General features: G+C 55.4%; 14 protein-coding genes. 2 read left to right on the plus strand and 12 right to left on the minus strand.

Annotated features, from left to right (window positions below; all coding sequences use genetic code 11):
- The 10 genes from yhbY to spoVAC all read right to left on the minus strand — a co-directional run bounded on the left by yhbY (position 1) and on the right by spoVAC (position 9,656).
- Positions 1–291: a ribosome assembly RNA-binding protein YhbY gene (yhbY, locus tag GQY55_RS18680; RefSeq protein WP_160043394.1), complete on the minus strand. Its 291-nt coding sequence runs from the start codon at positions 289–291 to the stop codon at positions 1–3.
- 62 nt (positions 292–353) lie between these two features.
- The gene (locus GQY55_RS18685) at positions 354–1,223 is read right to left on the minus strand and encodes a shikimate dehydrogenase (protein WP_160043395.1); all 870 of its coding nucleotides are present in this window, start codon (positions 1,221–1,223) and stop codon (positions 354–356) included.
- A 37-nt stretch (positions 1,224–1,260) separates the two neighbouring features.
- Positions 1,261–2,388, minus strand: coding sequence for a ribosome biogenesis GTPase YqeH (yqeH, locus tag GQY55_RS18690; RefSeq protein ID WP_160043396.1), 1,128 nt, complete (start codon positions 2,386–2,388; stop codon positions 1,261–1,263).
- Entirely contained in the window at positions 2,388–2,912 is a 525-nt protein-coding gene (locus GQY55_RS18695) for a YqeG family HAD IIIA-type phosphatase (protein ID WP_160043397.1), read from the minus strand. The genes yqeH and GQY55_RS18695 overlap by 1 nt, the downstream gene beginning before the upstream one ends.
- Positions 2,913–3,054: 142 nt before the next feature.
- Positions 3,055–5,280, minus strand: a complete 2,226-nt coding sequence (locus tag GQY55_RS18700; RefSeq protein ID WP_160043398.1) for a transglutaminase TgpA family protein — start codon at positions 5,278–5,280, stop codon at positions 3,055–3,057.
- The gene (locus tag GQY55_RS18705; RefSeq protein ID WP_160043399.1) at positions 5,277–6,518 is read right to left on the minus strand and encodes a DUF58 domain-containing protein; all 1,242 of its coding nucleotides are present in this window, start codon (positions 6,516–6,518) and stop codon (positions 5,277–5,279) included. The genes GQY55_RS18700 and GQY55_RS18705 overlap by 4 nt, the downstream gene beginning before the upstream one ends.
- 5 nt (positions 6,519–6,523) lie before the next feature.
- Positions 6,524–7,480 carry an AAA family ATPase gene (locus GQY55_RS18710; RefSeq protein WP_160043400.1) on the minus strand — a complete coding sequence of 319 codons (957 nt, stop codon included), beginning with the start codon at positions 7,478–7,480 and terminating at the stop codon, positions 6,524–6,526.
- Between the two features lie 310 nt (positions 7,481–7,790).
- Positions 7,791–8,141: a stage V sporulation protein AE gene (gene spoVAE, locus GQY55_RS18715; protein ID WP_160043401.1), complete on the minus strand. Its 351-nt coding sequence runs from the start codon at positions 8,139–8,141 to the stop codon at positions 7,791–7,793.
- Between the two features lie 4 nt (positions 8,142–8,145).
- On the minus strand, positions 8,146–9,159 hold the full coding sequence (spoVAD, locus tag GQY55_RS18720; RefSeq protein ID WP_160043402.1) for a stage V sporulation protein AD: 1,014 nt from the start codon (positions 9,157–9,159) through the stop codon (positions 8,146–8,148).
- Positions 9,156–9,656 (minus strand): stage V sporulation protein AC, encoded by a 501-nt coding sequence (gene spoVAC, locus GQY55_RS18725; protein ID WP_160043403.1) that lies wholly within the window; start codon positions 9,654–9,656, stop codon positions 9,156–9,158. Before spoVAC ends, spoVAD begins: the two co-directional genes overlap by 4 nt.
- Before the next feature lie 502 nt (positions 9,657–10,158).
- Here spoVAC and GQY55_RS18730 point away from each other — a divergent pair.
- Together GQY55_RS18730 and GQY55_RS18735 are read left to right on the plus strand one after the other, a co-directional pair.
- Positions 10,159–11,232, plus strand: a complete 1,074-nt coding sequence (locus GQY55_RS18730) for a M42 family metallopeptidase (RefSeq protein WP_160043404.1) — start codon at positions 10,159–10,161, stop codon at positions 11,230–11,232.
- A gap of 265 nt (positions 11,233–11,497) precedes the next feature.
- Positions 11,498–11,851, plus strand: coding sequence for a LytTR family transcriptional regulator DNA-binding domain-containing protein (locus GQY55_RS18735; protein ID WP_160043405.1), 354 nt, complete (start codon positions 11,498–11,500; stop codon positions 11,849–11,851).
- 86 nt (positions 11,852–11,937) lie between these two features.
- On the opposite strand, the gene GQY55_RS18740 is transcribed toward GQY55_RS18735, so the two are convergent.
- Positions 11,938–12,759 carry an SDR family NAD(P)-dependent oxidoreductase gene (locus GQY55_RS18740; protein WP_160043406.1) on the minus strand — a complete coding sequence of 274 codons (822 nt, stop codon included), beginning with the start codon at positions 12,757–12,759 and terminating at the stop codon, positions 11,938–11,940.
- 173 nt (positions 12,760–12,932) lie between these two features.
- Entirely contained in the window at positions 12,933–13,901 is a 969-nt protein-coding gene (locus GQY55_RS18745; RefSeq protein ID WP_160043407.1) for an ABC transporter permease, read from the minus strand.
- Positions 13,902–13,914 lie beyond the last annotated feature (13 nt).

The raw sequence follows: 13,914 nt of genomic DNA on the forward strand, positions 1-13,914 counted from the left end.
TTATGGCAACTCTATCGTTTTATGGTCTTTGGATTCTTTGTACAAAATAATCGTGCTGCCGATGACCTGCACCAGCTCGGAACCGGTGCTTTCCGCCAATTCCGCGGCGATATCGTGTTTATCTTCAAGGCAATTGTTCAGCACGCTGATTTTCATCAGTTCCCGTTTCTCGATCGCTTCGTTGATGTGACGCACCAGCTGTTCGTTCGTTCCTCCCTTTCCGACTTGAAAGATCGGCTCCAAATGATGCGCGAGGGACCGAAGATAACGTTTCTGCTTACCCGTTAGCATGTATAATCATAACTCCTTAATATTCAACTGTACTCTGAATGGTTTTACCCTAAAAAATTAAGCTATTCGCCCATGTCCTTCAGCACCGCGTTTCTCATCGCGGCGACCGGAGCCGGCAGGCCGGTCCAGTATTCGAGCGCGTAAGCGCCCTGGTTCACGAACATGCCGAGGCCGCCATGCACAACGCAGCCTTTTTGTGCGCTTTCCGCCAGCAGTTTCGTTTGCAGCGGATTGTAAATGAGGTCGCTGACGACGATCCCTTGCGGGATCAAATCCGTATCGACCGGGGTATCGGCCATGTTCGGATGCATCCCGACCGAAGTCGTGTTGATCAAAATGTCGGCGTCTTTCAAGCATTCCGGCAGCTGCATCATCGATATCCCGCGGATGTCCGCGAGATCCTTCCATTCGGCGGCCATCGCCTCCGCCTTGTCGACCGTCCGGTTCGCAACGTAGATCCGGTCCGGATTTTCCAGCGACAAAGCGTAGATGATGCCCCGGGCGGCGCCGCCCGCGCCGAGCACCACGATCTTTTTCCCTTTCAGATCGGGCGCCGCCTCTTCCTTCAGCGAGCGCACGTAGCCGATGCCGTCGGTGTTGTACCCGGTCAGAACGCCTTGATCGTTGACGATCGTATTGACCGCGCCGATCCGGAGCGCCGTTTCGTCGAGATGGTCCAAATGCGGAATCACCTCGAGTTTATGGGGGATCGTCACGTTGATCCCACGGAAACCAAGCGCTTTGATGCCTGCGATCGCATCCTTGACCTGCCCGGTTTTGACATGCATCGGCACGTAGAAGCCGGGAAGCCCAAGCGCTTCCAGCGCAGCCTGATGCATGACGGGCGACTTGGAGTGGGCGATCGGATCGCCGATCACGCCAAGCAGCACCGCCCCGGTGCCCGCAAGCCATTCCTTGTTTGTGACCACCATATCTTCCTCCTGCCTCTCCCGCAGACTCCCAAGCTCATTAGATCAGTGAAGGTCTGGCAAGCACTTTGACGCCTTTCGGCGCGTGAACGGCCGTTAAGGCCCCTTGATCGCCGTTGACTTTGATCCACCCCAGACCGGAAATAAACAGATCGAGCTTGCTGCCTTTCGGCACGCGGATTTCATGCTTCGTCCACTCCGGCATTTCGCCGAGACGGTCGGCGTCCGGCGGCGACAGCAGATCTCCGGCATGCTCTTTATATAAGGCGTCCGCTTTTTCCAGCTTCGTTCTGTGGATGTTCAAGCGGCTGCTGATAAAGCAGGTAAAGGACTGCCGTTCCCCCTGGATAAAGTCAAATCGGGCCATGCCGCCAAAAAAGAGCGTTTGTCCCTCGTTCAGCTGATAAACCATCGGTTTCAGCGGATTTTCCGGCATGATCGCGCCCAGATCCTTCCGGTTTACGAGCTCGCTGTACCGCCACGGATAAACGATCCCCGGCGTATCGATGATGAAATGGCCGTCATCCAGCGGGATGCTGACCATGTCGAGCGTCGTTCCCGGATATCGCGAGACGGTCAGCTCCTGCTCAAGATCGCTATAATCCCGGATCAAGCGGTTGATCAGCGTGGATTTGCCTACGTTGGTTCCTCCGACGACGTATACGTCGCGGTTGCCGCGGCGTTCGGCCACCGCCTCCAGGAGACGGTCGAAACCTTGGTTTTTCTTGGCGCTGCAAAGGATAATCTCCTCGGTTTTAAGCCCGTGCTCTTTGCATTGCTTTTGCACCCAATTAATGATTTTATTCCAATTCGTCACTTTTGGCAGCAGGTCGATTTTGTTGACGGCCAAAATGACGGGGTTGTTGCCTACGAACCGCTGCAGCCCCGATATCAGGCTGCCGTCGAAGTCGAACAAGTCGACGATATGGATGACGAGCGCGTCCTTTCCGCCGATTTGGCTCAACAGCCGCAGGAATTCATCCTGATCCACCGTCACGGAAGAAGCTTCGTTGTAATTTTTGATGCGGAAGCAGCGCTGGCAAACGACCGGATCCCTGCCAAGCGACTTTTCCGGAATGTATCCCGGCAAATCGGGATTCAGCGTCTGCAGCCCGATGCCGCAGCCGCTGCATTTTTGGACCCCTTGTCCTTCCATCGGACCTTTCATTAACGTTTTTCCTCCTCAAGCCATAGTCCTTTTTTTCGCAAGCGCCTCAAGGCGATTTTCTCCAGGCGGCGGTTGATCCTCGTCCCCCAGCCTTCGTCGCCGATGGAGATCGGAAGCACCAAAACCGTAAAGAGACCCAGACGGTTGCCGCCGTACACGTCGGTCATCATCTGATCGCCGACGACGATCGTTTCCTGACCGCTCAGCCCCATCATGTTCATGGCCTTGCGAAACGGCGCATTGCTGGGCTTGCGCGCCTCATGGACAAACTCGATGTTCAGCGGCGTGGCGAAGGCCGACACGCGCTCCATCCGGTTGTTCGACACGATGACCAGCTTAAAGCCGATTTTTTTTACGCGTTCGAACCAGGCAACGAGCTCCGGGGTGGCCAGCGGCTCCTTGGCCCCGACGAGCGTGTTGTCCAGATCGGTGATAATGCCCCGGTAACCTTTGGCGTACAGGTCCTCCAGGTCGATGTCGAATACCGTATTCACCCTCAGTTTGGGGATAAACATTTCAAACAAATTGTTGTCACCTCAGTTTCATAGGACAAACTATACCATAATCCGCGTAGTTAGCAAAATCATCCGTTCACGAAAAAACGGGCGTTTCCGGGCTTTTCCAAAAAGAAAGCGCCCGCGAGGGCGCCAGGTCAAAACCCGCGTGTTATGCCGCAAGATCTTCCGTCTTTTTGATCGCCTCCCGAAGTTCCCGGCTCAGCGTCCGAACATGTTTCCATTCGTCTTCGGTGATGGCCGCAGGGCTGTATCTTGCCTTTTCGAACAGCGCCAGCAGCGGGTCCAGGGAAGGTGACAAAGCCGGCATCTCCCTTTTCCATCTTTTCACCGACTCCCGCAGCGTTTCATGCGAATCCCGGCGGATGCCTTTCCGCTTCAGGTCCCGGATCCAGCGTTCCGTAAGGACGATGACCTTTTGGTCTGCCGTCAATTTCCGTCCCTTTCGGACGCCTACGAGGAAAAAGCGGAGCGGAATCCGCATCACCCAAGCAGCATACGCCGCAAACAGCACGATGATCGACGCCGTAATCGAGGCGACGGCCGCCCCGGACAGCCCCTTCTGCCCTTCAGAGGTTCCCGCCGCATGCGTTTCTTTCTGCGCCTCAGGCTCCGGCTCTTCCTCCATCTCCGGCGCGGTCACGGGCTTGCTGTCCTCCGCATGCGTCAGCAGCGGCATGTTGAAGCCCGGCGTCGCTTCGACGGGGATCCAGCCGTAAGGTCCGAAATAAATTTCCGCCCAGGAGTGCGCATCGGCATTGGTTACCGTATACGTGCCACCGTCCGGAACATCGCCGCTCTGGCGGTTCATCAAGTCGGAGTCCATTTGCTGCAGCCCCGGCGCATACCCTTTGACCCAGCGCGCGGGGATGTCAAGCGAACGGGCCATCATGACCATGGAAGTGGAGAAATAATCGCAATACCCTTCCTTGATTTCGAACAAAAAGCCGTCCACGAAATCCTTGCTCGTTTTTTTCGATAAATCGGGCTGATTCGTATATTGAAAATTGTTTATTAGATAGTTTTGCAGCAAACCGATTTTTTCATACGGCGTTTTCGCCGAAGCGGTCACCTGCTCGGCAAGCTTCCGCGCCCGCTCCGGGAAGTCCTTCGGAATTTGCAGGTAGCCGTCGTCCACGTTATGGCTGCCGTACAGCTGCTTAAACGTTTTGCCGCGGATTTCATCCTCGGGTACGACCGGGATGTCCGATTCCACGGTGTACGTTTTCGGATACTGCGGCTGTTTGGTGGAGGTGCTCCAATGCAGGGCGGACTGCTGCGGGTCCCACAATATTTTGCCGCCGTCGGGTTTGTCGATTTGTTTGATTTCCGATACATGGTAAGCCCCGAACAGGACGGGATACACTTGATCGCTCAGCATCGTCACGGTCTGGACCAGCTTTTCCGTTTCGGCTGCCCGCGGCGTCTCGCTTTGAAGCCCGGTTCCCGCCGCCACTTCCTCGTAGCCGCTTTTGCCGCCTTGGTCCGACCAGCCGCTCCCCGTATAAATTTGCCTCGTCTCGCCGCGCCAATAGCTGCGTTTTTCCGATTGGATGAGCATGACGGGCGAATAATCGAAATCGAATCTCCCGCCCAAACGGGTGTCGTTCCGGCTGTACCCCGAGGAGCTGCTTTCTTTGGCGGGAACAAGCTCGCCGCTGACATCGGCCGCGTTGCCCGCTCCTCCCGTCGTATCCACCCATGCGGTGTATGGATCGGTTAGCGTCGGAGGCACATTGGGCATGCTGACGCCGGCGATAAACATGGCGGAAAACAAGACGGCCGCATGAATGAAAACTTTAAGCGGATATTTGCGAAGGCGTCTCCAGCCGGCCGGAAAACGCGCCTGAAACCTGCGGAAATGCTCGGTGACAAGCCAGCCCAACGCCGCGAACGCCGTCCAGGCGACCTCCCGCCACAAATGGACGGGCGTAAAAGAGTCCAAAATGCAAAACGCGATCACGTTCATGGCCGAAAAAAGCAGAATTCTCCGCTTTGTTCCGACCAATAGGGCGCTCAGCACCATTAACAGCCAGGCGCCTAAGGCGATCCATACATAAGGCGACATATGATCCATAAACTGCCGAATCCGGTCCGCAAACGCGCCGGACGGCGTATAGACCCAATACCGAACGAGTTCCCGGTAAACGATGTATATAATGACAACGGCCTCAAGGAAAAGCCGGTATATTCTTTTGACGGGGAGCAGCATTTCCGCCAACGCGACAAACGTGATCGTCAGCCATACGATGGATTTGGTTTCCTCGTACCACGTAAAATCCATGAACGAAATCCACTGCAGCCCCATAATCCAAATCCAAAAGACCGATAAGGAATAAAAAAACGAGTGTTTCACATACGATAGCCAGGCGCTCATGCCACTCCTCCTCCCAGGGCTCCCGGCAGGTCCTTCAGATCGCTAACCGAGCATCCGTACGTCCCTGCCGTTCTCAGCATGGAAACCCAGCCCTGCTTGTCGTTATCGCCGGAAGGCGCCACAAGAATGTGGGAAGGCGTATACCCGCGCGTTCCGGCCCACCGCAGCGCTTCCAGCGTTTTACCGCCCGTTTTGGGGCTAACCAGCACAAGCAGGCAGCCGGAAGGAAAGATTCGCGCATGTTTTTCGAGCTTCGGCTGAAGTTCGCCAAAACCGTCCGCCGTCACGTCCACCAGATGGTGCATCATCCGCTGAAGCTCCCCGGCATTTTCGGTCGGGGTAAAACACTTCGGCGTCTCCCCCGCCGTCATCAGCCCGAGGCACATCCTCTTTTGAGCGGCGTATTGGATCAGCGAAGCCGCCGTAGACACCGCAAGCTCGAACTGCTTGTCCGATGTGTAATGCCCTGCGACGGCGTCCAGCACGACCATGATTTTGGGCACCGAGTCGTATTCGAATTCCTTCGATTTCCAGGAGCCGGTTTTGGCGGTCGCGTTCCAGTGGATCCGCGAAATCCGGTCCCCGTAGACATAGTCCCTGACCCCGTTGATCTGCGTCGTTTCCCGCCGGGAAGCGGCGGACCTTTGCGGCCCGGCGAGCCTGGAATTCCGGTCGACCAGCTTCCAGTCCGAAATCGGAACCGTGCGCGGAAGCACCCGGAATTGCCCGGGGACATGGAAGGTGCCCTTATGTTCGACCAAACCGAAAATATCCTCGGTCACGCATTCCGTTTCGGTAAAATAATACCTTCCGCGTTCCAGCGGCGGCGTTTGGAACGTCAGCTCGCCGCTGCCGCGGAAATCGGGGATGACGCTTTCCTCGAACGACCACGTCTCCCCGTTATGCCGTTTCATCACTTCGCGGATGACGACGTACGGCATCGGCAAAAATCCGGGTACGTCAAATTGAAGGCTGACCTTCACCTGCTCTCCCGCCTGCAGTGCATGGCCTTGGTCGAGCTCGGCGGTGAGGGCCCGCCGGCCGTGCACCCGGCGGATGCCGCCCAGGCCGCCGGCGATCAAATACAACACGAGTATCGATATCATGGCGAGCAGCATGAGCGAAGTTTTGCCGCCTTGAAACAGCACGAACAGCAGGCTGGCAGCCCATACCGAAAGCACGGTCCAGAAGCGGGCATTCCGCAATATCGCCCCTTTGGCGTTCAGCGTAGCCTTCATCGCAATCAGCGCTCCAGCGCCACAGGCACCTGAACCTGCTGCAAAATCTGTTTTACGACGGATTCGGCGCTGACGTTATCCAGACGGGATTCGGGACGCAAAATGATCCGATGCGAAAGGACGTAAGGCGAAAGCACCTTAATGTCGTCGGGGAGCACGTAGTCCCTCTGCTGAATGAACGCGAAAGCTTTGCCGGCCATCATCAGGGACAGCGAAGCGCGCGGGCTCGCGCCGAGCAAAACGGAAGGATGCTGACGGGTCGCGCGGACGATTTTCAACAGATAATCGGCGACGGCGTCGTCGATGAATACGTTCCGGACTTCCTTTTGAAGCTCCGCAATTTTGTCCATACGGGTAACCGGCTGCAGCTGATCGACGGGCTGGCCGTCGTTATGCTGCCGCAGCAGGTTCCTTTCGGTCGCCGCGTCCGGATAACCGAGGCTGATCTTCATCATGAACCGGTCGAGCTGGGCTTCCGGAAGCATGTACGTACCCTCGAAATCGATCGGATTTTGGGTGGCGCAAAGCATAAACGGCTTGGGCAGTTCGTACGTTTCCCCGTCTACCGTTACGTTTCGCTCCTCCATGACTTCCAGCAGGGCCGATTGCGTTTTCGTTGTCGCGCGGTTGATCTCGTCGGCGAGCAGGATGTTCGTCATGACGGGACCGGGCCGGAAAAAGAACCGCTCTTCGCGGGGATGGAATACGGATACGCCGGTGATGTCGCTCGGAAGAATATCGGGATTGCACTGCACCCGTCTGTAATCTCCGCTCATCGATCTGGCCAGCGCCTTGATCATCTGGGTTTTCCCGGTACCGGGAACGTCTTCGATCAGGATATGCCCTTCCGCCAGGAGCGCAGTAAGCAAGAGCTGGATTTCAAAGGATTTGCCTAGAATGCAGGATTCAAGATTCGTTCTTACGGCTGCAATGGTTTGCAGGGATTCGCTGCTTACGGGCATGGATCCGTCCTCCTTATTTCATGGTTGATGATTTGTAAAATAGAATGAATAAGTACCGAATATTGCTAAATCTTGAGATAAGAAGCATATATCTTTCATTGTACATGATCCGTTCCCCAAAAGTATATTGTGCAGGACTCCTAAATTCGTCGTATACCCCGACATCCCGTTTCGGACTTTGGCTTTCGTACCTAGAACAACAATCGAAAAAACAAGGCGGCAAGCCTGAAACCTGCACCGGATTGAAAAAAGAAAAAGAGGCCCTCCCCGGCCGAATACGGCCTTGGGAGAGCCCCTTCCATTATTTCGTTTATCCGCGCGGGCGGACGATAAGCGCCGCCAAAAAGGAGAAGATGATCGCCGACGATATCCCGGCGCTCGTCACCTCGAATATGCCTGTGACGATTCCGATCCACCCGTCCCTCTGAAGCTCCGACAACGCGCCGTGCACAAGCGAGCTGCCGAAGCTCGTGATCGGAACCGACGCGCCGGCCCCCGCGAATTTGACCAGCGGGTCGTACAGCCCGAACCCGTCGGCGACCGCCCCGGCCACCACGAGGGTGCTCATCGTGTGCGCCGGCGTCAGCTTGAACACATCCATCATGATCTGCCCGATGACGCAAATTAATCCGCCGATAATAAATGCCCATAGAAACTGCATGCTGTTAATCCTCCATTTCCAGCGCGACGGCGTGGGCGATGCAGGGGATGCTTTCCCCCTGCTGGTAGGACAGCGGGGATAGCAGCGCTCCCGTCGCCACGACGAGCACCTTTTTAAGTTCTTTGTTGATCAATTTTTTTATCAGATGTCCGTAAGTCACGACGGCGGAGCAGCCGCATCCGCTGCCTCCCGCTCTCACGTAGGTTTGGTTTTGGATGTCGTAAACCATAAGTCCGCAATCGTTGAATTCCGTTTCGGCCATGCGAACCTCCGCCTTTTGCAGGAGCTCTTTGGCGATCGAAAGTCCTACCGAAGCCAGATCGCCGGTAACGATAAGGTCGTAATGCCCGGGCGTCAGCCCGGTATCCCGGAAATGGGCTTCAATGGTGTCCGCCGCCGCGGGAGCCATCGCCGCCCCCATGTTAAACGGATCTTTGACGCCCAAATCCATCACCCGGCCGATGGTCGCCCGGGCAACCGCGGGCCCGCCGCCGCTTTTGCCGACGATGCCGCAGCCGGAACCGGTCACGGTATATTGCGCGGTCGGAGGCTTTTGCGAGCCGTATTCCGTCGGGTAGCGGAACTGCTTTTCCGCCGTGCAGTTATGGCTGGTCGTGCCGGCCAGCACAAGCTCCGCCGCCCCCGTATCGACGAGCAGCGCCGCCAGCGCCAGACTTTCCATCGAGGTGGAGCAGGCTCCAAAAACGCCAAGGTAAGGAGCACCGAGCGTTCTGGCCGCAAACGTGCTGCTGATGATTTGGTTCATCAGGTCGCCGCCGATATAAAACTGGATTTGCTCCTTTGTCAGCCCCGCTTTGACCACCGCGAGCTGAGACGCCTGCTCCAGCAGCTTTCGTTCGGCCTTTTCCCATGTTTTTTCGTTGATTTCCAGATTGTCGTAAATGTAGTCGTAATCGGCGGCCAGCGGTCCTTGTCCTTCTTCGGGTCCCACGACCGTAGCGCTCGCAACAATGCGGGGTTTCGACGCGAATTCCCAGGTCTGGCCCTTCAGCCTCATGGATGATGCACTCCCTCCAGTCCGAAAATGGCGTATACGAGACCGACGAAAAACGCGGCAACGGTTCCGAACACGATGACGGATCCCGCCAGCTTGAACATGTTGGCGCCCACGCCAAGAACGTAACCTTCGGCTTTATGTTCCAATGCGGCGGAGCACATCGAGTTCGCGAACCCCGTGACGGGAACCGCTGTCCCCGCTCCGGCAACCTGCGCGATTTTGTCGTACACCCCGCAGCTGGTCAATATGACGGAAATGATGATCAGCACGGCGACCGTCGGACCTGCCGCTTCCTTGACCGTCATGTCGAACAAGGCCATAACCCCCTGCTGAATCGCTTGTCCAAGCAGACAGATGGCTCCGCCGATCAGGAAAGCCAGCAAGCAGTTTTTGAAAACGCTCCGTTTCGGCTCGTGTTTTTGCGCTATGGTTTTGTAATCTTGCTGCGAAAGGTTATCCAGCGAAAATTTGGCGCCTTTTTTTGTGTTCGCAGGCAATGCGATACCCCCTCTTCCTCATTTTTTGGATCGTGGAGAAAAACGCGGCTTGGCTTCCTTTTTACTGCTTCGATGGATGTATTATTTGTCGCACTAAGGTTTGTTATGTATTCGGCGTCCATGCTTGCACCTACGGCAAACAGCCGCCCGGAAGGCTTTAGTCCGGGCAGCCGTCTGAGACAATGGCCTAAGATGCATGATCAAGGTCCGCACTCGTCAAAAACACATCAGGACGATGATCAACAAAATTAGCAGCACGCAGACAAGAATCACTGCTTTGTTCATTTGTATGAACTCCATGTATGATGCTCCCTTCTGCACCTTAATCAGGGCGTTCATCTATATTTATCGTATTCCGGAACCGGGGGGAGGTGCTTCATCGCGGCAACATGGACAATCCGCATCCGGGAGTTCATACTATAGGAATGAAGGCTACTACATAGACTCCGGGATGGGAACATTCCGGCAGGAACAAAAAGAACGCGCAAAGGAGAATTGTTGCATGGATCAAAAAACGATGGACCTCTTCCGCAAGCTGACGGAATTTCCTGCAGCTTCGGGCTTCGAAAAAGAACTTCGGACGTACGTCAAGGAATTGATGTCCGCTTATACAGAAGAATTTGTTCAGGACCGGCTGGGCAGCCTTTTCGGCGTGCTCCGCGGCGACGAGCAAGGACCGAAGGTCATGGTCGCCGGCCATTTTGACGAAGTCGGCTTTATGGTGACGGGCATCACCGATGCCGGCATGATCCGCTTTCAGCCGCTTGGCGGTTGGTGGAGCCAGGCCGTCTTGGCGCAGCGTCTGCAAATCATGACGCCTAACGGTCCCGTCATCGGCGTGGTCGGCTCCATCCCGACCCACCTGCTGGATGAATCCCAGCGGAACAAACCTGTGGACATCAAAGCGATGTATATCGACATCGGCGCCGACAACCGCGAAGACGCCGAATCGTTCGGGATTCGCCCGGGGCAGCAAATCGTGCCGATTTGCGAATTCACGCCGCTTGCCAATCCGAAAAAAATTATGGCCAAAGCATGGGACAACCGCTACGGTGTAGGCTTGGCGGTCGAATTGCTCGAAGCGCTCCACAAGGAAAAGCTGCCGAACACGCTGTATTGCGGGGCGACCGTGCAGGAGGAGCTTGGGCTTCGCGGCGCACGGACTTCGGCCAACCTGATTCAGCCGGACATCTTTTTTGCGCTTGACGCAAGCGCAGCCAATGACATGACCGGGGACAAAAGCTCCTTCGGCCATATCGGACAAGGCGTGCTCCTCCGCATTTTCGACCCTTCGATGCTGACGCACCGCGGATTGGTCGAATACGTGCAGGATACCGCCGACACGCACAAAATCAAATATCAATATTTCGTATCGCAGGGCGGCACCGACGCCGGACAAGTCCATTTGAGCGGCATCGGGGTGCCGTCGACCGTGATCGGCATTTGTTCGCGGTATATCCATACGTCGTCTTCGATCATTCACACGGATGATTACGATGCGGCGAAAGAGCTTTTGATCAAGCTCGTCAAAGGTCTCGACCGCACGACGTTGAATACGATCTTGGAAAACGCCTGATGCGACAAAAACCGTCCTTCCGTCATTTTCGTGACGGGGGACGGTTTTTTAATATTGCGTTTTTGAATCGAATTCGGCGAAGAACCTGCCTTTTTTGGGGCGTTTTATCCTGTCCGCCAAGCCGAAATAACGGACCTGTTTCAGGTTTTTGTCCAAGCTTACAAAAAAAATAGTAAAGTTCACAAAAAAATATAATATTTCGCCCGAAAATATGTTAAAATGAAAGCGCTAACAGTCATCATCTTCTAAAGGGGGCTTTTGTAAGATGAACCAAAACGACAAGGTGGTCACCGAATACCACGATTTCGACCCGGTCACCGATGCATTTTTCTTTAAAACCGGCACGCAGGAGCAGGTCATTTTCCACGGCAGGAATTACATTATAAAAAAGAGAATGTCCTCCGCAGAACTGGCTTCCCTCAAATCCCAGCCCAACTTTGTCCGCGCCGCCTCCAATCTTTACGTGAATGTGAACAAAATTACAAATATCGACGGCAACACGCTGCATTTCCGGGATGAATTCGCATATCCCCGCACCATTACGGTATCCCGGCGAATTTTGGAGCAGATCAAACGGCGGTTGCCTCACACTCCCGGTTTCATATCGCCCAAGCCATGAATAAGTCCCTGCACGCAGTAAGGCGGCAGCTCCCGGTTCTTCCGGGCGTCTGCCGCCTTTTTATGGTGAAAAAGTAAGGATGCGCGTCAGTTGACGCGGAAAGGCTCCACTTTGCGAAATCCCCAGGAGTTTTTTCCATCCTCCGGTATGCCCGGCAGGATCAGCCCGCCGTCGATCCGGACCGTAATCCCCGTAATATAGGAAGCGTGTTCCGACACAAGCCAAAGCGCCGCTTGTCCGATATCGTCCGGGAAGCCGATCCGGCCGAGCGGCACGAGCGAGCCCATGTTGTCGTCGGACGGTTCCGGTTCACGGACGAGAATGCCGCCGGGAGCGATGCAGTTAACCCGGATCCCGTACGGCGCCAGGTCCAGCGCCACCGATTCGGCCGCCCGCTTCAGCGCTGCTTTTATCCCTCCGTAAACGGCGTCTCCGGGATATGCCCGTTCGGCATGCGTCGATAAAATATTGATGATGTTTCCTCCGCGCCCGGCCTCGATCATACGCTTCGAAACCTCTCTCATCAACAGCATCGGCGCGCGGAAGTTGAGCTGCATCGTATAATCCAGATGCTCCAATGGCAATTCCGTGATGGATGCATACATCCCGACGCCCGCATTATTGATGAGACAGTCGATCTGCCCCATCGCCCGCATCGCCTCCGCCGCCGTTTGGACCGCTTCGTCCGCATCCGTTAAATCGCCTTCGCGGACCGTGCAGGGTCTGCCCGATCGCTTCGCAATTTCTTCGGCGGTTTGTTCGGCCATGGCGTCATCGCGGTAATGGGTGATCATGATTTCGTATCCCGCCCCGGCCAAAGCGAGCGCGATGCCGCGCCCGATGCCCCGGCTGCCCCCCGTGACGAGGGCCGTTTTTTTCGCCGTGTTTACGTTGCCGTGATGCTCCATGATTTACGCCTCCTTCTCGTGCTTCGAAAAATAAGAAAAAGAATGCCCGAAAAACATGTCAGCGTTTTCAAAGGATGACTATGATGATCAAACCGCATGACGCAGAAAAAGTCAAACCTGGTATTCCATCAATCTGTTTTTTTGTTCCACCCGGCGCAAAACAACGTTTTCCGTTATTTCGCGATGCTTTTTTTGCCCGTCAGGCGGACTCTCGGGTCCACCAACGTATACAGCAAATCCGCCGCCCAGTTTGCCAGGACAATAAACCCCGATACGACCATAATGATGGCGATCAAAACCGGAAAGTTGCGCTTGAGGGCCGAAGTGACCATCAACGGGCCAAGCCCGTACCAATTAAACACGTTTTCGACGATCGCCGATCCGCTGATCAGAACGGGAAGGTCGAGCGCAATCAGCGTGATGATCGGAATCAGGGCGTTTTTAAGCGCATGCCGATAGACGACCCTGCGGTCCGAAGCTCCCTTTGCCCGGGCGGTCATCAGGAAAGGAGATTCCAAAACTTCCATCATGCCGTCGCGGACAAACTTCAAATAATAGGCCAGCATGCCCATGACCAACGTAGCCACGGGGAGGATCATATGCTGAACCAAATCCCATAGATCGCCCTCCTTGGAAGGGGTGTGCATGCTGCTCGGCGGCAGCCATAAAAGCTGCATGGAAAAAATCTGCTGCAGCCAATAGCCCAGCACGAAACCGGGGACGCTGAACCCGATCGCGCCTAAAAATAATGCCGTTCGATCGGAGATGCCATAAGGTTTGGTACTGTTATGTATTCCCCACGGAATGGCGACCATGAGCGTAATCAGCCATGCGGTGCCCAAAAGGATAAAGCTGTTTTTGGCATGCCACCAAATGTAGCTGTCAATCGGAACGAAGTTATAATCTACTCCCAGATACCCTTTCGCAAGTCCCTTGAGCCAACGAAAATACTGCTCGTAAATCGGCAGGTCCAGCCCGTGTAAATGCTTCTGCTCGTCCACCCACTTGTATTGCTCTTCCGTCATTCCAATGCTGGCCCACGGATTTCCCGGCATGAGATGCATCAGAACGAACGCAACCGAAGAAACGACGAACAGCACGGCAACGGATTGCACGGTCCGATAAAGGATGTACTTCCACATTTTGCGCTCCTTC

This window comes from Paenibacillus sp. USDA918EY (genome assembly GCF_009870825.1).
GTDB classification, from domain to species: Bacteria; Bacillota; Bacilli; order Paenibacillales; family Paenibacillaceae; genus Paenibacillus_AQ; species Paenibacillus_AQ albilobatus.